The organism is Halanaerobium sp. ST460_2HS_T2 (assembly GCF_003337665.1).
Classification (GTDB): Bacteria; Bacillota; Halanaerobiia; order Halanaerobiales; family Halanaerobiaceae; genus Halanaerobium; species Halanaerobium kushneri.
In genome coordinates this window covers 41,952-67,354 of the sequence record NZ_QPJF01000012.1, presented here as the reverse complement: position 1 = coordinate 67,354, position 25,403 = coordinate 41,952, and the positions used below count along the sequence as shown (strand labels likewise).

General features: G+C 32.5%; 25 protein-coding genes and 1 pseudogene. 3 read left to right on the top strand and 23 right to left on the bottom strand.

Annotated features, from left to right (window positions below; translation table 11 throughout):
- Window positions 1-22: 22 nt before the first annotated feature.
- Entirely contained in the window at window positions 23-913 is an 891-nt protein-coding gene (locus DFR80_RS07330) for a LysR family transcriptional regulator (protein WP_076545826.1), read from the bottom strand.
- 140 nt (window positions 914-1,053) lie between these two features.
- Window positions 1,054-2,013 carry a dTDP-glucose 4,6-dehydratase gene (gene rfbB, locus DFR80_RS07325; RefSeq protein WP_114489603.1) on the bottom strand — a complete coding sequence of 320 codons (960 nt, stop codon included), beginning with the start codon at window positions 2,011-2,013 and terminating at the stop codon, window positions 1,054-1,056.
- Window positions 2,014-2,255: 242 nt separating this feature from the next.
- Here rfbB and DFR80_RS07320 point away from each other — a divergent pair, with 242 nt between their 5' ends.
- Window positions 2,256-2,585 carry a YolD-like family protein gene (locus tag DFR80_RS07320; protein ID WP_076545824.1) on the top strand — a complete coding sequence of 110 codons (330 nt, stop codon included), beginning with the start codon at window positions 2,256-2,258 and terminating at the stop codon, window positions 2,583-2,585.
- Here the strand turns inward: DFR80_RS07320 and DFR80_RS07315 are convergent, their stop codons facing one another.
- The 5 genes from DFR80_RS07315 to DFR80_RS07295 all read right to left on the bottom strand — a co-directional run bounded on the left by DFR80_RS07315 (window position 2,586) and on the right by DFR80_RS07295 (window position 8,669).
- Complete coding sequence (locus DFR80_RS07315; protein ID WP_114489602.1) at window positions 2,586-3,842, bottom strand: UV damage repair protein UvrX; 1,257 nt, start codon at window positions 3,840-3,842, stop codon at window positions 2,586-2,588.
- A gap of 150 nt (window positions 3,843-3,992) precedes the next feature.
- A complete protein-coding gene (locus DFR80_RS07310; RefSeq protein WP_147270178.1) occupies window positions 3,993-4,649 on the bottom strand; it encodes a DUF3298 and DUF4163 domain-containing protein in 657 nt (218 codons plus the stop codon).
- A gap of 58 nt (window positions 4,650-4,707) precedes the next feature.
- Entirely contained in the window at window positions 4,708-5,172 is a 465-nt protein-coding gene (locus DFR80_RS07305) for a hypothetical protein (RefSeq protein WP_076545822.1), read from the bottom strand.
- Window positions 5,173-5,298: 126 nt separating this feature from the next.
- Window positions 5,299-7,071, bottom strand: a complete 1,773-nt coding sequence (locus tag DFR80_RS07300; protein WP_114489600.1) for a FapA family protein — start codon at window positions 7,069-7,071, stop codon at window positions 5,299-5,301.
- A gap of 23 nt (window positions 7,072-7,094) precedes the next feature.
- Entirely contained in the window at window positions 7,095-8,669 is a 1,575-nt protein-coding gene (locus tag DFR80_RS07295; RefSeq protein WP_114489599.1) for a PAS domain S-box protein, read from the bottom strand.
- A gap of 195 nt (window positions 8,670-8,864) precedes the next feature.
- Between DFR80_RS07295 and DFR80_RS07290 the strand changes: the two genes are divergently transcribed.
- A complete protein-coding gene (locus tag DFR80_RS07290; RefSeq protein ID WP_076545819.1) occupies window positions 8,865-9,362 on the top strand; it encodes a hypothetical protein in 498 nt (165 codons plus the stop codon).
- Between the two features lie 133 nt (window positions 9,363-9,495).
- On the opposite strand, the pseudogene DFR80_RS07285 reads toward DFR80_RS07290, so the two are convergent.
- The 3 genes and pseudogenes from DFR80_RS07285 to DFR80_RS07280 form a co-directional block, all read right to left on the bottom strand.
- Window positions 9,496-10,278 (bottom strand): annotated as a pseudogene (locus DFR80_RS07285) (diacylglycerol kinase family protein); the annotation flags it as partial.
- Window positions 10,272-10,415, bottom strand: a complete 144-nt coding sequence (locus tag DFR80_RS15195; protein WP_158537692.1) for a hypothetical protein — start codon at window positions 10,413-10,415, stop codon at window positions 10,272-10,274. The gene DFR80_RS15195 and the pseudogene DFR80_RS07285, both read right to left, overlap by 7 nt.
- Before the next feature lie 56 nt (window positions 10,416-10,471).
- Window positions 10,472-11,626, bottom strand: coding sequence for a geranylgeranyl reductase family protein (locus DFR80_RS07280; RefSeq protein WP_114489597.1), 1,155 nt, complete (start codon window positions 11,624-11,626; stop codon window positions 10,472-10,474).
- Between the two features lie 201 nt (window positions 11,627-11,827).
- Between DFR80_RS07280 and DFR80_RS07275 the strand changes: the two genes are divergently transcribed.
- The gene (locus DFR80_RS07275) at window positions 11,828-13,042 is read left to right on the top strand and encodes an OFA family MFS transporter (protein ID WP_114489596.1); all 1,215 of its coding nucleotides are present in this window, start codon (window positions 11,828-11,830) and stop codon (window positions 13,040-13,042) included.
- Between the two features lie 109 nt (window positions 13,043-13,151).
- Here DFR80_RS07275 and DFR80_RS07270 read toward each other — a convergent pair whose 3' ends face one another.
- The 13 genes from DFR80_RS07270 to DFR80_RS07210 form a co-directional block, all read right to left on the bottom strand.
- A complete protein-coding gene (locus tag DFR80_RS07270; protein ID WP_114489595.1) occupies window positions 13,152-13,919 on the bottom strand; it encodes an exodeoxyribonuclease III in 768 nt (255 codons plus the stop codon).
- Window positions 13,920-14,002: 83 nt separating this feature from the next.
- On the bottom strand, window positions 14,003-15,460 hold the full coding sequence (gene putP / locus DFR80_RS07265) for a sodium/proline symporter PutP (protein ID WP_114489594.1): 1,458 nt from the start codon (window positions 15,458-15,460) through the stop codon (window positions 14,003-14,005).
- Window positions 15,461-15,532: 72 nt separating this feature from the next.
- Window positions 15,533-16,183 (bottom strand): protein-L-isoaspartate(D-aspartate) O-methyltransferase, encoded by a 651-nt coding sequence (locus tag DFR80_RS07260; RefSeq protein WP_076545813.1) that lies wholly within the window; start codon window positions 16,181-16,183, stop codon window positions 15,533-15,535.
- A gap of 72 nt (window positions 16,184-16,255) precedes the next feature.
- Window positions 16,256-17,755 carry a long-chain fatty acid--CoA ligase gene (locus DFR80_RS07255; RefSeq protein WP_076545812.1) on the bottom strand — a complete coding sequence of 500 codons (1,500 nt, stop codon included), beginning with the start codon at window positions 17,753-17,755 and terminating at the stop codon, window positions 16,256-16,258.
- A 75-nt stretch (window positions 17,756-17,830) separates the two neighbouring features.
- Entirely contained in the window at window positions 17,831-18,787 is a 957-nt protein-coding gene (locus DFR80_RS07250; protein WP_114489593.1) for a peptidase M15A, read from the bottom strand.
- Window positions 18,788-18,860: 73 nt separating this feature from the next.
- On the bottom strand, window positions 18,861-20,504 hold the full coding sequence (locus DFR80_RS07245; protein WP_233493771.1) for a murein L,D-transpeptidase: 1,644 nt from the start codon (window positions 20,502-20,504) through the stop codon (window positions 18,861-18,863).
- Window positions 20,505-20,538: 34 nt separating this feature from the next.
- A complete protein-coding gene (locus DFR80_RS07240) occupies window positions 20,539-20,970 on the bottom strand; it encodes a MarR family winged helix-turn-helix transcriptional regulator (RefSeq protein ID WP_076545809.1) in 432 nt (143 codons plus the stop codon).
- Window positions 20,971-21,219: 249 nt separating this feature from the next.
- Entirely contained in the window at window positions 21,220-21,594 is a 375-nt protein-coding gene (locus DFR80_RS07235; protein WP_114489592.1) for a DUF5320 domain-containing protein, read from the bottom strand.
- 227 nt (window positions 21,595-21,821) lie between these two features.
- A complete protein-coding gene (locus DFR80_RS07230) occupies window positions 21,822-22,214 on the bottom strand; it encodes a NifB/NifX family molybdenum-iron cluster-binding protein (protein ID WP_114489591.1) in 393 nt (130 codons plus the stop codon).
- Window positions 22,215-22,237: 23 nt separating this feature from the next.
- A complete protein-coding gene (locus tag DFR80_RS07225) occupies window positions 22,238-23,101 on the bottom strand; it encodes an ATP-binding protein (protein WP_114489590.1) in 864 nt (287 codons plus the stop codon).
- Window positions 23,101-23,958, bottom strand: a complete 858-nt coding sequence (locus DFR80_RS07220) for an ATP-binding protein (protein ID WP_233493770.1) — start codon at window positions 23,956-23,958, stop codon at window positions 23,101-23,103. The genes DFR80_RS07225 and DFR80_RS07220 overlap by 1 nt, the downstream gene beginning before the upstream one ends.
- 1 nt (window position 23,959) lies before the next feature.
- A complete protein-coding gene (locus tag DFR80_RS07215) occupies window positions 23,960-24,319 on the bottom strand; it encodes a NifB/NifX family molybdenum-iron cluster-binding protein (protein WP_076546266.1) in 360 nt (119 codons plus the stop codon).
- A gap of 78 nt (window positions 24,320-24,397) precedes the next feature.
- Window positions 24,398-25,240: an Mrp/NBP35 family ATP-binding protein gene (locus DFR80_RS07210; RefSeq protein WP_114489589.1), complete on the bottom strand. Its 843-nt coding sequence runs from the start codon at window positions 25,238-25,240 to the stop codon at window positions 24,398-24,400.
- Between the last annotated feature and the right edge of the window lie 163 nt (window positions 25,241-25,403).

The following is a 25,403-nucleotide window of genomic DNA, read 5'->3' as shown; positions in this document are numbered from 1 at the left end:
ATTAAATTTCTAAATCTTTTGTTTAATAACAGATGTGTTTCCCCAGTTTTTTAAAATTGGCAATGAAATTCTTTACATCAGCAGATAAAAATTCCGCTTTTTTATTAATCATATAAATATCATAATCAAGCTCATAATCGATTATTCGGGAAACATTTATTTCTTTAGCACTAAATTCATCTCGAACTGCATTGTAGGGTACAAAAGCAACTCCATATCCTTTTCGAACTAAAGTTTTTATTGCCTCTGTAGAATCAAGGCGCGAAATAATTTCTATTTCAGAAAAATTATATCCTAAATCTGCCAGTGCTTCTTTAAAATTTTCTTTTATTATGCAATCTTCTTTTAAAATCACAAATTTATGATCTAAAATTTCTTCCAGTTCCACCTTTTCTGGTAGATCAAAAGCCGGTGGTGAAATGAGCACTACTTTTTCATTAATTACCTCTTTTGAATGTAAATTTTCCGCCTGAGCCGGATGAGTTGTAAAACCAATTTCACAAATATCACTCAAAACATCCTGCTCAATTTTATCAGAAGCAGCAGCTACCAGATTATATTTGTGATTTGGAAACTTAAACTGCATATTTAATATTGCACAGGGGAGACAGTAAGTAGCAATGGTGTATTCTCCCTCAATCTTAATTTCCTGACTATCCTGTTCATTTAGATCAGAAAGCATTTTATTATAGGTTCTAATTATATTATCAGCATATTTCAATACAACCTCACCAGCTTCTGTCAATTTAACTCCTCTATTGCTACGAATAAAAAGTTCTTTTCCCAGTGAGTCCTCAAGTTTCTGAATCTGCTGACTTAAAGCAGGTTGAGATATATGAGAATTATTTGCAACTTTAGATATACTTTTTAATTCTGCGATCTCTTGAAAATATTTTAGACTTTCTATATGCATAACTACACCCTCTCACTGACTGTAAAATATAATTTATAAAATATTGTTTTAAACTAATGTTCTTAATTAATTATATTATCAATCGAAAGAAATAACAAGAGTTAATCATGAAAGCAAATATTTAAAGTGAAATTTAAATTCTAAAGTAATTTTTTCCACCAATCTTTATGATCAAGATACCAATTTAAAGTTATCTGCATAGCTCTATCATAGTCATATTCAGCTTCCCATCCCAGTTGCTCCTTTATTTTACTGCTATCAACTGCATAGCGATAATCATGTCCTTTACGATCTTCTACATGTTTAATTAACAACTCTGATTTCGACAATAATTCGAGAATTTTTTTTGTGATTTCCAGATTGCTTTTTTCGTTACTGGCACCAATATTATATATCTGTCCATTTTCTCCCCGCCGCATTACCAGATCAACCGCTCGACAGTGGTCTTTAACATAAATCCAGTCTCGAATATTACTTCCATCACCATATAGAGGCAGCTTCTTATTATTTAAAGCATTGATAATAAAAAGAGGTATTAGCTTTTCAGGATACTGATAAGGACCAAAATTATTGGATGATCTGGTAATATTAACTGGCAGTTGATAAGTTTTTGCATATGCTTTAACTAAAAGATCAGCAGCTGCTTTAGAAGCAGAATAAGGACTGGAAGGGTTTAGCGGACTATCTTCCTTAAACTTTCCTTCACTGCCAAGGCTGCCATAAACTTCATCCGTAGATATCTGAACAAATTTTTTAACTCCAAATTTTAGAGCCAGATCAAGTAAACTCTGTGTACCTTCAACATTTGTTTTAACAAATACAGAAGGATCATCTATACTCCTGTCAACATGGGATTCAGCAGCAAAATTAACTATATAATCTATTCCCTGATGCATCAAATGATCTATTTTTTCTTGATCACAGATATCCAACTGTCTAAATTGATAATTAGAATTATTTTCTACATCTTTTAGATTATCCAAATTACCTGCATAGCTTAACTTATCAACATTAATAATTTGATCATCATAATTTTTAAGCTGATAACGAATAAAATTACTGCCAATAAAACCGGCTCCACCTGTAACTAAAATTTTCATCTAATCTAACTCCCTTCCTGCAAAAATTTACTATTATAAAAACTACTTTATCCAAATTATAAAATTCATTAAAATTATTATATCATACTGAGTTTTAATTCTACATAAATCAGACAATTTTTTTGAATAGAACTTGTTTTTCGAACATTTGTATGGTAAAATGAAATAAAATAAATCTTCTTTTACAGGCAAACCATTAATTTATTTGAGAATTTAAATTTATAATAAAAGGAGTTGAAAAAATGAACTTTAAAGATCGTGGTAATAAAAAGTGGAATTCTTTAATGCTGGTTGAACATCAAAAAAGATTAAAAGAACTAAAAAACAGGGAGAGTGACCTTAAAAAACCTGTATTGGATCAGCAACAATTAAGAGAATTTAATTTTAAAATTACTAAAGCTTTAAACCAGAATTTAATTCTCCGTGTCAAATATTATGAAGATAAAAGAATTAAAAATATAGAAGGCAAAATTTTAAAAATAGAAAAATATAAACAACAAATAAAAATTGAACTGTTAAATAAAAAAATTAAAAAGCTGCAATTTACGCAAATTATAAACCTTGAACTTTAACTATTTATGATGTCCACCAATGGTATTTTCTATTCTTGCTTTAATATTTCCTTTTTCTAGATTACGAGCGTAATATAAAACATCTTTCCCCATTTTGCAGGCCAGCTGATCTCTAAGTTGATTGATTTTGACTTTTTTTAAATTATTTTCAAATAAATTTAACTGCTGATAATCATTTTCTGTAAATTTAGTCAGATAAAGACTTATTTTTCGCACCTTTTCTCCCTGATAATGTTTATTCAAAATTATTACAGCTGCCTGATAAATATCATCTGTCATAACAGTTCTCTTTTCCAGAGTGAGCTGTCTAGAAAATCCTTTTTTATCTTCACATTTTGAATATCTCAAAGATAAGGAAACAGTTTTACCTTTTAGGTTATTCTGGCGAACTCTTTTACTAATTTCTTCTGCCAGATTAAAAACTACAGTTTTAATCTCCTCTAAGATATTATAATCTCTGTAAAGAGTAATCCCACGACCAACTGCTTTTTTTTGATCATCAAAATGTCCTTCTACTTCCGAATAATCAATTCCCCAGGCATGATAATAAAGCTGATTACCTAAAATACCAAAATTTTTTTCAAGATATTCTAAAGGGAGATGAGCCAGTTCTCCTACTCTATAAACCCCAATTTTATTTAATTTTTTTTCAGTTTTACTGCCAATACCCCAACAATCTGAAAGTTTTAGCGGCCATAACTTTTCTGGAATATCACTATAATCCCAATGGCAGAGTCCAATTTCTTTTCCCTCATTGTCCATCGCTACTTTAGCCATAAACATATTAGGACCAATACCCATACTACATGGTAAGCCATACTTACTCCAAATTTCTTTTCTTATTTTTTCAGCCAACATTAGGGGATCACCATATTTAAGCCTACTTCCATTTAATTTTAGCCAGGCCTCATCTATTGAATAAATATGAATTGCTTCCAGAGGAAGATAAGAATTAAAAATCTCAGTTATTTTCATTGAAATATCAAGATAAAGTTTCATATTAGCTTCAGCCAAAATTATCTCTTCTCTATCCGGAATTTGAAATAAACGATCTGCAGTTTTAATTCCATATTTTTTTTTCAGTGCAGCAGAAGCAGCTAGAACTACTGAACCCTGCTGCTTTTTATTCCCTATTACTGCCAGATAACCTTTTAAAGGATGAATATTTCTTTTCACAAGCTCTATACTGGCATAAAAAGATTTCATATCAATACATAAAATTTGATTTTGAGGAGCATTACTATAATCAGGGTGCATAACAAAACCTCCTAACGAACATGTGTTTACTTATATTTTAACATAATTACTTTCGTTTAGCAAACTTAAGTTCGTTTGATAAAATGGAGGCAAAAATAATTAATTTTTAAAAAATAAAACTGCTGTAAATTAATACAGCAGTCCAAAAATTTAATATTTTATTCTAAATTCCGGTATCCCAGTTGAATAGGGAGCTATGGCATATGGTTGAAAGTAAACAACCAGATCACCATCTTCAAGATAATAAAACTGATTTTTATCTAAAGTCTGAAATCCATAATCAGCCTCAAAATAAATATCCGGATCTTTTTTTATTGCAGCTTTAATCAATTTTTCTACTTCACTGAGACTCATATTATGACGCTCCAGGAAATCCACCAATTTTAAATCTTTTCCGGTAGCCAGATCAATATTATAACTCAGGCTATAAGGATTACCATGGGCACCTCCGGTATATTGGTAATAATTAAATTTAATACTTAATATTTGCTCAGTATTTTTTGTTTCAAAATTTACTCTACCTACAAATTCACGCCAGGGAAATCCTGACTCGTTAAAATCACGATAACTCTGTTTCGCCATTGCCACGGTATATTCAATAAAGGTCATAATATTATCTCTAAAAAGATCATTATACTTTTTCTGGATATTTTTATGATTAAGATTCATTAAAATTGGAATTTCTGCTTCAATCTGATAAATATTATTTTCTGTCTTTGTAACTGGAATCGAAACTATCTCCAGAGCCACAGTTGGTATTGTTGTCAGAAATAATAAAATAATTACAAATATAATTATCCTATTCAAATCGCAAAAATGATAAAAAGAAATTTTTTCTTCCAATTTTAACAGCTCTTTTCCCTACTTATTTTTTTAACTTGATTCCTTTAGAAGTTATGTCGATAATTTTTTCTTTATATAAACCACCAATGGCTTTTTTAAAACTTCCTTTACTAATTTGAAGTTCTTTTTTTATTTTTTCTGGTGAACTGTCATCATTTAAAGGTAAAAAACCATCCCGGTTCTTAAGTTTCTTTAGAATTTTTCCTTTCGCATCCTCTATTCTACCGTAGCCAATTTTACGCAGACTAACATCAATCTTATTATCTTCCCTAATTTTTTTAATATATCCTTTTAATTTATCTCCAACTTTAATATCTTTATAAATATCATTCTCATAAACTAGACCAAAATACCGATCATTTATGATTACTGTTGCTCCCAAGTCAGTAAATTTATATACTAAAATATTTACCCTGTCACCTTCACTAAACCCTACATTTTCTGGAGCTTCTTCAATTCCAGTTGTATCAATATCACTACTTCTCATTATTCAATCAGCACCTTTCTTAATTAATTATATCCTCATTGTAACATAAATCAAGAAGTAATAAAACGGTTAAAAACTGCCGCTAAAAATTCTCGGCAGTTTTGATCAAATTTTTTAATAAGAATTTTAATTTTCATCTCGCAGCAGATATTTATTTATATTAGGAAGTGTACCTGCAGTTACCAGTTCGCCAAAATTATTAACTTCATAATTGATATTTTTACTTCCTTCTTCAATAATTTTACGATCTTTTTCACTTTTTATTACCAGAGTTCCCAGTGCCTCTTTAATGAAAATCTGTTTTCCAATTCTAAAATATGTTTTACTCAATTTACTTCCCGCTGCCTGAGAAAAAATTACTTCTTCGGCCTGATATGATCCCCCTTTTAAAAATCCAGGTTTACTCTTTACAATAATTGATTTTTTAGCTCGAATAGTTGAATTATAACAACCAAGACGATTAATAATTACTGAGCCCCCAATATTAATTTCCGAATTTTGTATATAGCCTGTATAGATATTTAAAACACCATTTTGTTCCAAATTAAAATCAACAAATTCTAACAGATTATTTTTAAAATTGGATAATATCTTTTCATCTTTAATTCGCTCTAAATTGGCCATGTTCTTAAAATAAGGTGTTATTTCCTGAAAATATTTTTTTAACTGCTCACTACTTTTAATGCTTTTATTAACATGCAGGATCAAAGTTTTTAATTCAGGGAATTTATTTTCAATCAATAATCTTAAAACCCTACCAGTTCTAAAATTACTGAGATTCATCTTTCTTTTACTGGCCTCTCCTAAAATTTCCTCAACACCTTTATTTAAATCCTCCAGATAATGAATAATTTTTTTCAGAGAAATTATTATTTCCTGTTCTAGATAGTTGCCAATAAACAGCTTGCTCGCTATAATATTATTATTTACATAAAGATCTCCCTGAGTTTTAACTTCCGCATTAGCTATATTTCCCTGCACCTTTAAATCATTGCCTACTTCAACATTAAAATAATCTTTAACATCTCCCTTAACAAGAAGATCTCCCTCGTATTTTATATTACCTGTGTGCTTATCCACATCTCCTTTAATAATATATTGTTTATAAATATGTACTTCAACAGTACCGTTTCTTCTAATTAACTTCGGCTGTCCCCCCTCTAAAGCAATTGCTTTTAAATTATCTTTTGTTAGCTGTACATTTTTTCCAGCTTTCAGTTCAATATTTTTGACAGGAGGCGGAGAAATTCTGTCAGAAAAAATATTCATCCCATATTCTCCTTCAACCGCTTTCTTTTTATAACAGATTGTCTCCCCTTTTTCGATTGAATCTATAACATTAAATAAATTTTCGTCGCGCTGTTTATATTTTTCGCTTTTTATTACCTGGGCATTTTCTCCCTTTTTTGCCTTTTTGCCTTCAGCAATTAAATACTCCCCATTTAAATCCCCTTTTTGAGTCATAATTTTGCTGATTTGATCATGGTTGATTCCATAACTTATATTATAATAATCAAGCAGCTCGAGTATTTCAGTTTTGGATATTTTAGGGTAAACTTTCTTCTGAGATTTGGTCTCTATTTTAATATGATTGGCGGGCTCTTTGTCTTTAATTTCCAATTTTTGTTCTGGAATAAGATCTATCAGCAAATATGCTTTAAGCTTATTTCTGCTGACTTTTATATTTAATTCTTTACTCTTATTAGTTTGTTTTATTTTTAATTCTATTAATTCTTCTATATCCTGACTTACAACTACCTCTTTATTTTCTTTTTCTCCATTAATATATATTTCAACATTCTTCCCGGCAGTTATCCGGGGATATCGTCCCAGACCTTCTGGATTAATAATAGTTAAGTTACCATTTTCCAGATATACAATTCCATCTTTATTCTCCAAAGTTAATCACCTCCCAGATACAATTATACTTTATCTATTTCTCTATAAATTGCATATACACCTATTTGGTTGTTATTTAAAAGTACAGGAAATGCAATAAGTTTCAGATCAATTTCCTCACCCTGAGAATTAATTCTTTTTACTTTTTCTTCAATTTGAGCTCCGGTTAAAACCAGATGAGAAAGTTCCTGGGCTTCCTTTATTTGTGCTGCTGGAACAATTAACTCATCAAGTTTCTCATTTTTTAATTCTTCTATCTCATATCCAAACAACTGCGAAAATTCTTTATTAACGTTAATTATTTTTTCATCAATGTCGAGTAAAACTAAAGCTTCAGGAAAATTATCGAAAAGCTGCAGGTAATGATTACGCTGGTTTTGATTTTTCTGATTAGTATTCCTGGAGCTCATTTCTTCTGGTATAATAGAAATAATATTTTTTAACTGTTCCCCCTCAAATTCAGGTATTAAATAATTACTATAATGTTTTTTAAAATCATCCTGACTAATTAAAATTTTAAATTCAATTCGCTTCCTATTTACTGCTGCATAATTCAGTTTATCTATAAAATCATCACCACTCTGATCAGCAATTTTTAAGTTATTAAATCTTCTTCTCAGATCTTTTTCACTTAATTCAAATAAATTCATTGCTTTTTGATTAAAATAAATAAGTTTATGTTTAGAATCAAATTTTAAAATGGCAGCAGGTAGTTTATTTAAAATTTCTTCTGATTTTTTTTCTGCTTTAATTTCCTTAGTTATATTCTGATGTAGAATCATAACTTCATAATCCCCTATACCTTTAAAAGAAGAAACATACATCCTAAACCATCGTTTTTCCAGCGGAGAATGGCAGGGATAATCCATACTAAAACTGTCCTGTTCATCATTTAACACTGAAAGAATACCATTATAGGCCTGGACAGAAGTTAAATTTCCTTTTTCTGCTCCCTGTTTACAAATTTTAAGATAATTTGTATTTACTCCTACGTTTTTTGAAATTGCTCCATTCTCAGAAGCAAACTGTTCCCAGGAACTATTTGTATATAATATATTCCCTTCTTTATCTAAAATAGAAATATTACCGGGTACTGAATCAAGCGCAGAAGCAGTAAAATACTTTTCTTTGGCTAAGTTTTTATTTTCTAAACTTTTTTTGCTTAAATCATCTTTAATTTCTTCCTGACGATAAATATCATCCAAAACTGCCTTAAATTGTTTTTTAAAGAGCTTTAGTGATTCCTGATTTTTAGTTTCCCTATCTCTATTCACAGGAAAATAGACTATATAAATGAAACCAGCAGCTTCGACTTTAAAAATATGTAATTCAGAATTAAACTCAACCAGATGCTCAGCCAGTATAGCTTTAGTTTCAAAATCATCTGCCGCAATAATTTCTTTATATAAATTTCTATTTAAATCAGTTGTTTTTACAGCTGTTTCAAAATTATTATTTTGCTGTTCAAAAATCTTTATTATGTTTTTTGATGTTAAAACAGCCATTTTTAAATCATCAGTCTTAAAAAATTCAGCCATTATATCAAGTTCTAATTTGAATCTCCGTCTTAATTCTGCCATTTCAATAATTTCTTTCATCTTTTTCACCTCAATTAGATAAAAATACTCATTCTATTGAATATATTCAATAACTGTCTTATCTTTCCTTTATTATCAAGTAATATTTTATTAAAAAATAAAAATAAATTTATAATTTCTCTTGACACATTTTTCACATATATGTTAAGATATAGTTAAGTTAGGTTAATTAAAATTTTAAAGGAAAATTTATTTATGAAAATTAAAACAATTGTATTAATGATTGCAGTTGCAGCTTTATTAGTTGCACCAGCAGTAAGTGCTCAGGACACAGTGTCCTCAGCTTCCAGAGTAGTTGATGCTGATAGCTTAATGAATGCTACTAGCGCAGATGGTGCCTGGATTGTAATTATTCAGCAGGATTTAGCTGTTGATAAAGACATCGTCTTAGAAGGTACTCATAAAAACAGAGGTGAAGTTGACCGTAAGTTAGCTCTTTATGATCAGGATGATGATCATAATGTAACTGACAGATATACCTTAGAAGCACCAAGTATTACTGTTAAGAGCCCAAGCACCAGATTTAAAGCTGGTACTTTTGTTGGTGACGTTTATGTTGAAGCAGAAGGTTTTGAACTAGAAACTGGATTTACAGTTGATGGTAATATCTACTTCGAAAATGAAGCTGCTAAAAATAGTTTTGTTATCTCCGGTGGAGCTACTGTTACAGGAGACTTAGTAAATAATTTTTAATTTATTAAAATAATTAATTGGCCAGTTTTAAAACTGGCCAATTTTTTTATGAACATATGTGATTTTCAAAACATAATATTGGAATATATTGTTATTTAACCCATAGTTTCAATCAATCTTCTCTAATTTTCAATTAAAAAATTATTGGTATTTTACTTTGAGAAATCATAAATTCGGCGTCAATATATCCTGTTGATTCACCATCAAGTTCTAATTCGACTTTTTCCACTGTTGTAATTTTAACCTTTTTCACCAGATGCGACTCTACCAGAGGATGACTAAGATGTCTGCCGTAATAACCTCTGAGTAAATTAAAAATTATTCCTGGTTTAGAAAAATTTTTTAATAAAACTAAATTTATTTTATTTTGCAGCAGATCAGCTTCCGGAGCAATTTTAATTCCTCCTCCAAAATAATTTCCATTTGCAATTATTGCCGAATTGAGTTTCCCCTGATAAATTAATTTATTATCAGCTTCGACTCTCATTTCTTTATTTTGATATTTAAATAAAGTCTGAAAAATTTTAATTAAATAACTCAGACTGCCAGCTATTGTTTTTTGACTTTGATTTAAATTTCTAGCTACTTCTGCTCCCATACCACAATCTGCAATATTGATAAAATATCTTTTCTCTTTTTCTAACTGCTTATTTAAAAATTCAGCTTTTAAAACTTTAATCTGTTTACTCTTCCCTCTCTTAATCAAAGAACTGAACTTTACAGTATCAGTCTGAAGGTTTAAAGTTCTGCTTAAATCAGAGCCTGTACCTAGAGGATAAACAATAAGCTTTGTTCTTCTCTTTCTCCTGCTGGCAGAAAGCATACCATTAACTATCTCATTTACAGTACCGTCTCCCCCCACAGCAATAATACAATCATAATTTTCTGTAACTGCGCTTCTGGCAATTTTTACTGCATCACCAGGTTTTTCGGTATAAACATCCTCAAATTTATTAAACTCTTTTTTAAGTAGGCGCTTTTCTCAGGCCAGATTCTAGCAGTTTTACCACTACCGGCTGCTGGATTTACAATTGCAATAATTTTTTTATCCATAAATAAACCTCTTTTTTTATTTTTTTAGCACTCTATAATATAATTTATTCTCTAAATTATAGTTTTACTAGCTTTTTTAGAAAATTAAAAAGACTGCTCAGTTCCCTGTAACTTTCAACTCCCTGCACAGCATTCATAAAAGTGGTTAATAGATCTTTCCTCTTACTCAAAATAAATCTCACAATTTGTTGATTATTATAAAATAAGCTGGCTATTTTTTCAGCTGCCTGAAGCTCGCTAATTATTGAACTATCTAATTTATCCTGATAAATATCCTTAATTGGCAGCTCTGAATTTTTAGTTTCAATAATCGATTCAGCAGCAGCAAAACCGCTGCTCAGAGCATAAAAAATACCCTCACCAATAAAAGCATCTGCAAGATGGGCAGCATCTCCAGCAAGCAAGATTCTATCACTTCCTCTATTCATAGTATTTTTACTAGAGTAAATTGGTATTGGATGTGCCTGAATCAAAATCTGATTATCTTTTATTTCAACTCCAAGATCATTAAGATAGTTATTAAAAATTTCTTTAATATTTATTTTTTTATATCTCATAATCCCCAGACCAATTGAAAGATAATTATTTTTTGGAAAAAGCCAGGCATAGCCATCTGCCAAATAATTAAAATTAATAGTTATCTGATTTTTGAAATTATCAAAACTCAATTTATCTCTTTCAACTTCAGCTTCCATTGCAATACCTTTATAACTTATATTACTTTGATCAAAATTTAAATAATTTGAAATTTTACTGTTAGCACCATCCGCAGCTATTAAATATTGACTCTGATAATTTCCTTTTTCAGTTTCTATCCAAACTTTTTCGTCTTTCTCCTTCAAATTTAAAACCCTGTTTTTAGGGACAAATTCTGCCCCTGCTTTTTCTGCTTTCCTTACCATAAAATCATCAAAAGCAGATCTATCTACTAATTTGATTGGAACTTTATTATAATTAAATTCAAACTCAACATTGTTTTTAAATCTAAATTTAAAATTATTAATTTCACTTTTTATTATTTCTGCTTTTAGATCAATATCATATTTCTTTAAAATTTTGGTTGTTCGATCAGAAAGAGCACCTCCACAGGCTTTATATCGCGGCCACTCCTCTTTTTCGATAATCAGAGTATCCAGACCATATTTAGCTGCTTTATAAGCAGCAGCACAGCCTGCAGGACCGGCTCCAACAATTATTAGCTCTTTATCCATAATTATCACCTTAAAATTTTAAATATTTAAACTTTACTCTTTTAACTTGATAAAGATAAGCGGTTTTGTTATTATGTTTCTAACTATAGTTATTAATTTGTCTAATTAATTTGAAAGAAAAGTTGTTTTTATAATAATATATTAACTGTTAATAACTATATAATCAAGTAATATAAAATAATTAAGGAGGAAATTTAAAAAATGCAAGCATCAGTAATCGAGAATAAGAGTAGATGGCTTTATATTCCTTTAGGCTTGATAATATTTATGTGTATGGGAACAATTTATTCCTGGAGTATTTTTAGAAAACCTATAGAAACAGCTTTTAACATTGGTGCAACTGAAAGTGGCCTACCGTATATGATTTTTCTGGTTTTTTATGCCCTCGCTATGCCCTTTGCCGGTAGTTATATGGACAAATATGGTCCCAGAGCAATGACAATTGCAGGGGGAGTTTTAATCTCCATCGGCTGGTTTTTATCTGGCTTTACTTCTTCAATAATTGTTCTCACAATTAGTTATGGTGTAATTGGAGGCATGGGAGTTGGAATTGCCTATGGTGCTCCAATGGCTGTAGCTGCCAAATGGTTTCCGGATAAGGAAGGACTGGCAGTTGGACTAACTCTTGGAGGATTTGGCTTATCTCCTTTTATAACTGCTCCTGCTGCAGGATGGTTAATCAGACACTTTGGTGCTTTTACAACTTTTAAAATTTTGGGAGTAATTTTTGCAGTGATTATTATTCTTTTAGCTATCCCACTTAAATTTCCAGAAAAAAAGACAAAGAAAAAAAATAAAACAAAAAATCTTGAAATTTCTAATCAAGAAATTCCCCCTGGAGAAATGATTAAAAGCAAAAGTTTTTATGCGCTGTGGACTACTTTTGTAATTGGTACTATTATTGGACTGATGGCCATAGCCATTTCCGGCCCAGTTGCTGAAGAACTAATTAATTTAAATTCTGCAACTGCCTCTATTTATGTGTCTCTTTTTGCGATTTTTAATGGAATAGGTCGGCCAATTTTTGGAGCTCTGACCGATAAATTCAAAGTAAAAAAGACAGCTATTATTTCTTTCTCCTTAATTATCCTGGCTTCAATTTTAATGATCATCAACAACTCAGGTAATCCTATACTATATTTTATTGCTTTTGCAATTTTTTGGCTTAATCTCGGAGGTTGGCTGGCTATAGCTCCTGCTGCAACTTCTTACTTTTTTGGTAAAAAAAATTACAGTAAAAATTATGGTTATCTTTTCACAGCCTATGGAGTGGGAGCAGTAATTGGAAATCTATTCTCTGGCAGTGTAAGAGATATAATGGGAAGCTATCAATTTGTCTTTTATCCCACATTAATAATTGCAGCAATTGGAATTGTTATTTCTCTTCTCTTTTTAAAAAAAGAACCGATAAACTAATTAGAAAAGTTTAGAAAAAGGCAGCTCCAATCATTTTATGATTGGAGATGCCTTTAATAATTAATTCAAGCTTTCTTTTCAAATAACTTTATTAAAATAAGCTTTAATACTAATCTAAATCAAGAGTAATAGTTACCGGACAATGATCTGAGCCTTTAACTTCATTTAAAATCTCAGCATTTTCCAGATTGCCTTCGAGACCCTGAGAAATAAAATGATAATCAATCCGCCAACCTGCATCTCGTTCTCGCGCCCTTGTCCTGTAACTCCACCAGGAATAACATTCTTTTTCTGGATGAAAATAACGATAGCTATCTATATAACCATGGTTTTCAAGTTTATCCAGCCACTTTCTTTCCACTGGCATGAATCCTGATGTGGTTTTATTAGAATCAGGATCATGAAGATCTATCGGATGATGCGCAGTATTATAATCACCACAAACCACTACTTCTTTTCCATTTTGACGCAGCTCCTCACAGTAGTCCAGAGTAGCGTCATAAAAATCAAGCTTATAATTTAACCTTTCCTGACTGCGCTTTCCGTTGGGAAAATAAATATTCAGCAAATAAAAATTTTCAAATTCTGCTGCAATAACCCTTCCTTCACGATCAAAACGCTTAATTCCCAGCCCATGCCAGACATCCAGTGGTTCTATTTTAGTATAAAGAGCTACCCCACTATAACCCTTCTTTTCACCAAAAGTAAAATATGAATGATAACCCTCTATATCACGTAAATTATCCTTTAATTGATGATCCTGAATTCTAATTTCCTGAAGTCCAAGTATATCTGGCTGCTCTTCAGTTATCCAGTCAAGAAAACCCTTTCTTTTTACAGCTCTTATTCCATTAACATTCCAGGAATAAATCCTCATTAAAATCCATCCTTTCTTTCCCCATAACAATTTAAGTCTTAATTCTATTCATTTTAAATATTTTTATAGTTTAAGTTCAAAAACTACTTTAAATCTCTTTTATAAATTTTTTTAACTTCTTTGAACTCAGCCAGAATTTCTTCATTCTCCTGACTGATAAATCTATTAACCAGCATAATTACTAATATATTAACCATAAATCCAGGTACTATCTCATAAAGTTCTGCTCCCAGACCACTCTCTTTCCAAATAATTAATGTTATTGTACCAGCAATCATTCCAGCAAAAACTGACTGCCAGGAAGTTTTGCTTGAGAAAAGCGAAAATAATACTGCCGGACCAAATGCAGCCCCCAGTCCTGCCCAGGCATAAGCCACCAGATCTAAAACAGTGTTTTCCGGATTTAAAGCCAGAAAAAAAGCAACTACTGCAATTACAATAACAAAAGCTCTGCCAACCCACATCTTTTCTTTTTCACTGGCTTCTCTTTTTATTATTTTATTATAAAAATCTTCAGTTAAAGTTGAAGAAGATACTAAAAGCTGAGAATCAATGGTTGACATTATTGCAGATAAAATTGCTGCCAACAAAATTCCACCCAACCAGGGATTAAAAATTGTGGCTATCATTTCTATAAAAACTTTTTCACTGTCTGCAATATTAGGAAACATTGGAACTGCAATAATCCCAACAAAAACAGCTGCTGTCAGAGAAATCGAAACCCAGACAACTGCAATTTTACGTGCTGGTGCGACTTTTTTTATGGTATCAATCCCCATAAAACGAGCCAGAATATGAGGCTGACCAAAATAACCAAGTCCCCAGGCCAGAGCTGAAATAACTGCCGCAATCCCAAATCCCTCTGGCATTAAGGAGAGAGAAACTCCGTTTTCGGCTGCCATTTGAACAACAGAAGTCAAACCACCAATTTCTCCAAATGCCACAGTAGGCACTATTGTTATCGCCAGAAACATTAAAATCCCCTGAAAAAAATCAGTCCAGGAAACAGCCATAAAGCCCCCCAAAAAAGTATATAAAACTATTGCCAGACCGCCAAAAATTACAGCCAGTGTATAATCAATATTAAATAATGATTCAAATAATTTACCAGAAGCAACCAGGCCAGAAGCAGAATAAATAGTAAAAAATAGAAGAATTACTGCTGCTGAAAAAATCCTTAAAAGTCCTGTTGGATCACCAAAGCGATCTTCAAAAAAAGATGGAAGGGTCATTGAATTTGTTTTTTCCGTATATACTCTTAAACGAGCAGCCACAAATTTCCAATTCAAAACTGTACCAATAAATAAACCTACAGCAATCCAGGCCTGACTCAGTCCTCCCAAATAAACAGCACCTGGCAGTCCCATTAAAAGCCAACCACTCATATCACTTGCCTGAGCTGAAAGTGCCGTAACCCAGCTTCCCATTTTTCGTCCACCAATCAGATAATCTTCTAAATTAGCGGTTTTTCTGTAAAAATATACTCCAATACTCATTAAAAAAACCAGATAAACTGAAAAAGATGTTAAAGTTGCTGTCATTAATACTTCACTCCTGTCTACTTTTTATTTTTTTTTAAGAAAATCAGCCGCCATCGCGGCTGATTTAATAAACTATCTCCAGCTATCCTCTCCCAGTAGAGGAACAAAACGAACATATTCAAGATTTTCTTCTTTAATTTTATTTCTATATTTTTTAGTAATTAATTTTAACTGCTGGATACCATTACGTTTACCAATTGGTATTATCAGCCTCCCTTTAACTGTAAGTTGTTCTATTAACTTTTCTGGAACATAGGGTGCAGCTGCAGAAACTAATATAGCGTCATAAGGAGCATTTTCTTCCCAACCAAGACTGCCATCACCAACTTTTACTTCTACATTATGGTAATTTAATTTTTCCAATACTTTGCTGGCTTTAAGGGCAAGTTCTTCAATTCGTTCAATAGTATAAACCTTCTTCGCTATTTCAGCAAGCAGAGCTGCCGCATAGCCAGAACCGGTTCCAACTTCCAGGACTCTAGCTCCCTCATTTAACCCTAAAGACTGGAGCATCAGAGCAACAATGTAAGGTTGACTAATTGTCTGACCAGCATCAATACTCTGAGCTCCATCCTGATAGGCATATTCTCTATTTTTTTCGAGCATAAATTTTTCTCTTGCAACTTTTCTGAAGGCCTTAAGCACAGCCTCATCTTCTATTCCCCTCTTTATCAGCTGTTCTTTTACCATTTTCTGGCGAAGTTTTTCGAAATCTTTTTCCATAAATTATACCTCCGCATTAATTTAATCCGAAAAAATGACTGCGGGACAGAAGACCTAAAATTTTTTGGAATTTTAGATATCACTTAAAGACTTTTTATCAATTTTACCAGTAGCATTTTTTGGCAGTTCGTCAATGAATTCCACCAGTTTTGGAATCTTATAATTTGCAAAATACTGCATACAGTATTTCTGGATCTCTCTTTCTGTTGCCTTTTCATCTTCTCTTAAAACAATTACTGCTTTAGGTATTTCCCCTCTCAGTTCATCTTTAGTTGCAACAACAGCAGCTGCCTGTATTTTAGGATGTTTATAAAGCTGTTCTTCAATTTCACGGGGATAAACATTCATTCCTCCCACATTAATCATATCTTTTTTTCGATCAACAATATATACATACCCATCTTCATCCATTTTCCCAAGATCGCCAGTATGAAGCCAACCATTACGAAGAGTCTTAGCTGTTGCCTCCGACATCTTAAAATACCCTTTCATTACATGTTCTCCTCTAACTGTAATTTCTCCAATCTCACCGGGGGACAGCTCCCTATCATTCTCATCCACAATTTTTACTTCAGTTTCTGGAATTGGCAGTCCAACTGAGCCTGATTTTCTTTCCCCATCAACAGGATTAACATAAGCAACCGGTGAAGTTTCAGTTGGGCCATTACCCTCCAGAATTTTAACATTGAAAGTTTTTTCAAAATCCTCCATAGTTTGTTGGGGCATAGCAGCTCCACCAGAAATACATAAATTAAGATGAGAAAGATCAAATTGATTTTTGTTTTTAACATTCAACAGTGCTGAATACATTGTAGGTACTCCCGCAAAAAAAGTAACATTTTTCTCCTGAATAGTTTTTAAAACCTTTTCTGGTAAGAATCTGTCTACAATAACTATTTCTGCTCCTAAAAACATAGGCATTAACATACAGACAGTTTCTGCAAAAGCATGAAACATCGGCAGTACACAAATGTAGCGATCACTATCATCAACCTTTAAATGTTCAATAGTTTTTCTAGTATCAAAAATAAGGTTATGATGAGTTAACATTGCTCCCTTTGGCTGTCCAGTTGTACCGGAAGTATAGAGACAGGCAGCCGTAAATTCCTGATCTATTTTCTGCAGTTCAGGCAGAGTCGTTTTTTGGTCTTTTAATTCTGATAATGATATATAATCATCACCAATCTCTCCATCAACCAGAATTATGTTTTCCAGATAATCTAAACTGCAGGACTGAATTAAAGGCAAAAATCTTTTAGAAGTAATAACTACTTTTGCTTCAGAATTGTTTAAAATATATTCAACTGCTGGCGCTTTAAAGCTAATATTTAAAGGCACCATTGTTGCTCCAGATTTAATAACTCCAAGATATGCAACTAAAAACTCTAAACTGTTTGGAAGCATAATGCTTACCATATCTGAAGGTTCAATATCTAAATCTATCAATCCATGAGCAAGTTTATTACTCTCCTTTTCCAATTCACCATAAGTTATTTTTTGATCATCAATTACCGCTGCAGTTTTATCCTTTTTTTGATTTGCTGTTTTTGAAATAATATCTCCAACTAACAATTAAATTACCCCCTGTTTTAAGTTATTAAATAAATCAATCAAAATTATAATCAGCTACTTTATTAAATTAAACAGTTACCAGTTAACATGAAAGCCCCGGGTATCAATGTGAATAAAAGGACCTCTTACTCCATTTCCTTTATAACTACTAACCCCGCCCTGAAGCTGAGCAAATTTTTCTTTTTGATCAAATTCAACCGCAAGATCATAAAGAATATTAGAGTCAGCAATTGTAGATTGACCATCTCCGTTTAAATCATCCATCCACTCATTGCCATTTCTATCAATAAATATATCAGCCGCGTCACCAAAAATATGGCGGCTAAAATCAGTATTATTCCCCAATTTCTTATTAAAATAAGGTGTACGATAAATACTTACAATTCCAAATGTATCAGCTTTATAACCAGCATTGTTAATATCTTCCAGAAAAAATTCTAGTTTTAAAAGCAGTGATTCCTGAATTGCTATAAATTGTGGAAATTGTCTGGTCTGATTGGTTAAAAACTGATCCAATTTAAAATGGGGTGTTAAGTTAATACCAAGCATTGATTCCTCAATTTTCAAAAAACCTTTAGGCTTTGTATAATATTCTTTTTTATCTGCAGGAATATCTGGATAATAACCTATTCTAAAATCTTCTAAATATTGACCATTTTTATTATTACGTGGGCAAATTACAAAAATGTTAATTTTTATCCTGGCATCAGGATCGGCTGAATTTTTTTCTTTTATTAGTGTCCGATAATGCCCGACTTCTTGGTAAGCATTCCAGGTAAAAGAATTTTTGCTTTCAAAAACTTTTTCTCCAAGTTCAATCTGGTAAGTTTTATCTCTGTTTTCTTCAGCAATTTCAAATTTTATTTCCTCACCAGGTAAAACAAAAATACTGAAAGTTTTAAATGGAATTTTTAAACCCTCATATTTAACTGAAAAATTTGCATGTCCATTTGAAAAAGCTAAGCCTGGAACGGAGTTAAAAAAAAGTAGAAATCCTAGTATAATTATTGTTGTATAAATTGCTTTTTTCATTTATTTCGTCTTTACTCCTTTAATTTTAAATAATGTAAAATAAGTTGTGTAAATTGTAAATTAAATAATAAAATTATTGGTTAAAATATTCTGCAATAATTTTTTTATCTCGATAATAGATGTCTTCTCTAAAATTTAAATCACCCTGATTATCAACCCAGGCAGTATTATACTGCAGATATATCTTAATAGGATTCTTTAAATAAACTGTCTTTTCTCGATCTTTTTTCATTTCCATTTCTATTTTTTTACGATCCCAATCTTTTTGATCACTCAATAAATATTCAGCCAGATCAACTGGTTCTTCAATCCTGATACAGCCTGAACTAAAACTTCTATCTGTTTCTGAAAACAGATACCTCCCCGGTGTATCATGCAGATAGACACTAAATTTATTGGGAAACATAAATTTAACTCTTCCTAAAGCATTTTCATCTCCGGGATTCTGACGCAGTAAAAAATTAAAATTATCTTTATTAATTGCTGACCACTCAACTTCAGCCGGATTTATCTCCTGTAAATTATTATTGCCCGTATATTTAAAAAGAGAATAGTTATTTTCTTTAAGATAATTATAATCTTCCTTTATTAGTGGTAATTTATCCTTAACTGCTATTGATTTTGGAACATACCAGTAGGGATTTAGAACTAGATATTTAATAGTGTCACTAAAAACAGGTGTACTTCGCTGCTCCTGACCAACAATAGTCTTCATTTCCATAATGACCTGATTATTTTCGTATAATTTTAAATTATAATCAGCAATATTTACATAAATATAGCGTTTTCCCAGGTCTTCTGGCAGCCACCTCCATCTCTCCATGTTAATTATTATCTGTCTAATTCTCTGCTCAAGCTTAATATTTAAAGCATTTCTGGTACGAGGACCAACTATCCCATCAGCTTTCAAACCATTATTAAGCTGAAATTTTCTAACTGCCCTTTCTACCCGCTGACTATAATAGCTTTTGTCTTTAAGGCTCTCTAAATTAAGATAAGCTCTTGCTGATAAATTATCAATCAGCTGTGCCACTGCCGTCCCTTCAGCTTTTAAAGCTAAAACTTCATCTGTATTGATTACAGGCCACTCTTTAATTTTCCCAGAGTCTCTATATAGATATAATTCATCTCTAAGTTTTGTGTAATTAAAAGATTTAGGTAGTTTTGAAGCCAAGGTTTGCGCAAGCTTTTCTTCTTCCACCAGTGATGCTAATAATTGTTGAGCTTCCAAATTATCAGCCTGATGGTTATAGTCATCTACAATTATCTCTGGATCTATTTTGCCATTTAAATAGTCAGATGCAAGACTCAAATAAGCATTAGTTAATAAAATTTCCAGTAGAGCTCTTTTATCAAGAGAATTAGCTTTAAAAAGATCTGGATCATGAACAAAATTTTCAATCAATCCTAAATGATAATCTAAGGGATTTAACCCCTCATTATAGCTGTTTTTTATTTCTCTAATTAATTGTTCGGGATCTTTTTTAAACCGATCATCATCAAACCAGACTGAACGATGATAACGCTGATCATAAAATTCTATTAATTCTCTATAAAAACTTACATCTTCCCCTTCAGGAAAATGACCATCATATTCTTCAATAACCAGCAGATGATTCCTGATTGACATGGCAAGATCACTCTGAGCACTCACATTAAGATTGAAGCTAAATAAAATTAAAAATATAATTAAAAAAAATAAGAGTCTTTTTTTCAAAATACTCTCCTCCTCAACTTATCTATTTATCTGATTAGTATATTTCTTCAATTTTATCCATTAATTTACTTAAAATTCGAGCTAAATCTTCAGCTGAATCTTCCATATCCACCAGGGCTTTTTCCATAAAGTCCTGTCTTTTTTTCAATAAGCTCTCCATAATTTCTCGGCCCTGCTCGGTAATCTCTAAAAGCACAACTCTTCTGTCATTCTCATCTCTTCTTCTTTTAACTAAACCAGCCTCATGAAGATAATCTACTATAACAGTTACAGTACTATTTGCCATATGAAGTTCTTCATGAATTTCTCCCATACTAACTGGCTGTGATTCAATAATTACTCGTAAAACATGGAATCTCCCTAAAGTAAGATTATAACATTTAAGGTGGTCTTTAGTGTATTGATTTAAATACTTAGCTATATTTCTTATTTTTTCTTCTATCATTTTATTTGTTTTTTTACCCATCTTAAACTCCCTCATCAAATTAACTTTTTGAAAATTATATCCCATTATTTAAAATTATTATATAATAATTTAGCTATAAAAACAAGAAATCAGCATTAGGCTCTCAGTAATTAACTCAAGTTCCATTAAAGCGCAAAAACCCCTTATTACAGAGCTGACCAGAATTCAGTTCCAGGATTTTTTTCCTGAAAATTTGTAATGCTCCGTAATAAGGGGGAATAAAAATATTTAGCTGTATCTTGTTGGTGTCTAATTATTCTTTAAGTCTTCTATCTGTTTTTTTACAATTTCAAGCTCACTGGAAAGGGTATTGGCCAAGTTTTCCAGGCGAGTTATTTCACGATTTTTATTTTCTTCACTGTCATAATCTATCTCTTTACCGGCTGGAGCATTAACTGCTCCTCGACCAGCAGCAAATCCATAACCCATTCCACGACCTCTAACTTTACCTCTACCTCTTCCAAATCCAGGACCGCGTCCGGCACCATTTCTAAATCCTCTGCCTGCTCCCTGAGGAGCTGCATCAACTGCAAATCCCGGCTGATCATTACCAGCACAATATCCTAATCCTCTTCCTGTCATTGGACCTCTACCTTCTGGACCTCTTCTATCTCCGCGTGGCATAAACAATCACTCCTTTTAATTTAGATTTTTTTGACATAGCCCATTAAGATATAAATTGAAAAGTAATAATTAAAATCGACTTAATGAACATATGCTCTTTATCTTCTATCTATATTATAACTATATTTTGAACATATGTCAATAATAAAGTAAAAAATTTGTACCAGGTTCAAAAGTAACTTTTTGTACCCGGTACAAGTGAAATTAATTACAAAGTTTTACTCCTATTAATGATGACTGTGTCCGCCGTGTCCATGATGTTCATGCTCATGGCGGTGGTCTCCGTCACCATGGGAACAGGCATTATCAGAAGCATCTAATTTATCATTTAAGTAATTAGAAACCGCTTCTCTGGCATTACCAGCTGCTCCACAGACAACTTCTATATTATTATGTTCAAAGATGGCAATCGCTTTCTGGCCCATGCCAGAAGCAATTATTATATCCGCTCCAGCCTCATTCAACAATTTTGGCAGCAGACCCGGCTGATGGCCCGGATTTTCTATTACTTCCTCAGCGCTGAGCGTATTATCTTCAGTACTAAAAAGTTTAAATTCAGGTGCATGACCAAAATGAGCTGATACATTTTCGCCCTGTACAGGTACAGCAATCTTTTTCATTTTATTAAAGCCTCCTTTAATTCTTATCTTTCCATTATTTTTGTAAGTTTTTCTTTAACAGTCTGCATTTTTGTTCTTAATTCTGCATCATTATTAACAAATAATTCCCCTTTTTTAAGTGAATCAACTATTACTCTGCTGTAGGGTATTTTTGTTAATAATTCAATCTTTTTCTCTTCAGCATAAGCTTCAACTTTAGCTGAAATTTTTTCATTTAAATCATATTTATTAATTACTATTCCAGCTGGAATTTTAAAATGGTTGACAACTTCCATCACTCTTTTTAAATCTGCAAAACCTGAAAGAGTTGGCTCTGTAACCAGTACTGCCATGTCTGAACCGGTTAGAGAAGCAATCACCGGACAGCCAATACCAGGTGAACCATCAATTAAAATCCAATCTTTATTTTGGGTTTTTGCTATCTCTGAAGCCCTATTTTTTACTTCACTCACCAGTTTACCTGAGGTGTCTGCTCCAGGTATCAATTTGGCATGCACCATCTCTCCATAGTTACTCTCTGCCTCATAAAGAGTTCCAGTTTCAATCTCTTCCATCCTGATTGCATCAGTCGGACAGACATATGAACAAACAGCACAGCCCTCACATTTTAAATTTTTAATCTGATAGTTATCAGCAGTAATGGCATTAAAACGGCAATTTTCATAACATAGTCCACAGTCAATACAGAGATCATCATTTTTAACTGCCAGTTTCATTCCCTTAAAAACTGCTTCACTTTTATTTCTTGGATTCAATAAAAGATGCAGGTTTGGAGCGTCTACATCACAATCTCCAACTACTAAATTATCAAGTATGGAAGCCAGATTAGCTGTAAAGGTAGTTTTGCCTGTCCCACCTTTACCACTAATTACAGTAATTTCTTTCATTATTTTAGGGCCTCCTCTCTAATTTCCTGATATAATTGCTGCAGTTTTTCTTCCCAGTCAGCTAATTTCTGAACAAAAGGAATCCCCTCTGAATAAAGCTCTGCAATCTGTCTGGAAAACGGAATTTTAAGCATTACTTTAATTCCCTCTTCCTGACAGTAATTTTCAATTAAATAATCACTGTCAGCTTCTGCTCTATTAATTACTACCGCAAAGGGCTGTTCAAGATCATTTAACATTTCAATAACCATCTTCAAATCATGCAGGCCAAATGGTGAAGGCTCGGTAACAACAATTGTAAAATTCGTATCTGTAATTGCTTCAATAGTTGGACAGGTTGTTCCCGGTGGCGAATCAATAATTACCTTCTTATCTCGATCTACTTTTGTTTTCAACTTTTCGATTACCGGCACAGCTTTTTCTTCTTTAGTGTTCAATTCACCCTGCCAGAAATCTAAATTAGGAAGAGCATCATGGCGCAATTTACCAAGTTCTTTTTCCTTTTCAGTAATTGCAGCTTCCGGACAAACAATTTTACAACCGCCACAGCTGTGGCAGACTTCTTCAAAAATCAGTACCTTATCCAGCATCATTGCCAGGGCATTATATTCACAAAAGTCAACACATTTTCGGCAGGCTGTACATTTATCATCATTAACTTCTGGAATCAACCTCATTACTGATTCAAACTCTTTACTCTCAATTTCTGGCGATATAAAAATGTAATCATTTGGTTCCTCAACATCTGCATCGAGCAGCTGAACATTCTCCAGAGCAAGGGCCAGATTAACAGCCAGGGTAGTCTTTCCAGTTCCTCCCTTACCACTTAGAATTGAAAGTGAAATTTCTTCAGCCAATTTAATGGTTTCCTCCCGGGCCAGCTTCGGCCTCAGCTAATTTACCTGCCTGATAATCGCTGTATACTTCTTTAATTAATTTTTGTTCATTTAAATCTAAAACCTTAATTCCAGCTGCTGAAAGTGCCTGATAGGCTTTAGGACCAAAATGATAGGCAGCAACTATGTCTGCCCCCTGATCGGCACATAATTGAGCAGCACCTACTCCAGCACCACTGTTTTTCTGGGCAGCAGTATTTTTTACAAATTCAATTTGGTCTGTATCTGTATTTATAAAAGCAAAGTAAGTAGCTCTCCCGAAATTATCATGTACTTCTGTTTCCATAGTTCCCTCTGCAACTGCAGGTATCACTAATCTCATTTTTAAAACCCCCATTTTTAATTATACACCTGTACCTGTACAAAATTTTGTACAGGTACAGGTGACATTATTTCCTAATTACTTTGGATCCATATTCAATTTAAGTGGCTCTACTTTCTCATCAAAGCCCTGCTCTCTTTCGACCAGTTTTTTTGCAATTTTAATAAATTCCTGAGAAATCTCAGATTCTGGCTCATCAAAAACAATTGGATTACCCGAATCACTGCGGCGTCTTACCTCTGAAATCAACGGCAGCTGTCCCAGCAGTTCTGTCTCCATAAAATCCGCCAGATCCTGACCACCATCTTCTCCGAAAATATAATCTTTGCTGCCGCATTCTGAACACCTATAATAGGCCATATTTTCTACTACACCAATAATCTCATGATCCATCTTATCAGCCATAGCACCAATTCTTCCGGCTACTTTGGTTGCTGTAACCTGAGGAGTAGTTACGACTAAAGTTTCGGCATGGGGAACCTTCTGCATAATATTTAGCGGCATATCTCCAGTTCCAGGAGGCAGGTCAATCAGCATGTAATCTATCTCCCCCCAGCGCACATCCTTAAAGAACTGTTCTAAAGCTCCAGCCAGCAGAGGTGCTCTCCAGATCACGGGACTATTTTCATCTACAAATGAGCCCATAGAAATCGCTTTAATTCCTTTAACCTCCGGTGGAATAATTTCTTTTTCACTGACTGCTCTCGGTTTATCTGTAACTCCAAGTATCCGGGGAACACTAAATCCTCTTACATCAGCATCTATAATTCCCACTTTATGCCCTAAATCAGCCAGAGCAGTAGCCAGGTTTACGGTGACAGTTGATTTACCAACCCCACCCTTACCACTGGCCACAGCTATAATTCCTTTATTAATAGTGCCGTGTTCCAAGACAATTTTTTTATCCTTTACATCATACATTAAATAATCACCTCATTATATATTATGGTCATTTGTTCATTTAGCTGTATTAAATATAACACTTTTTTTATTTCAAATCAAGTAGCCTAATTACCTTATCTACTATTTAAGCTAATTTTATTTTGATTTTTAGACTAAATAGGATAAAATATTATTTGAGAAG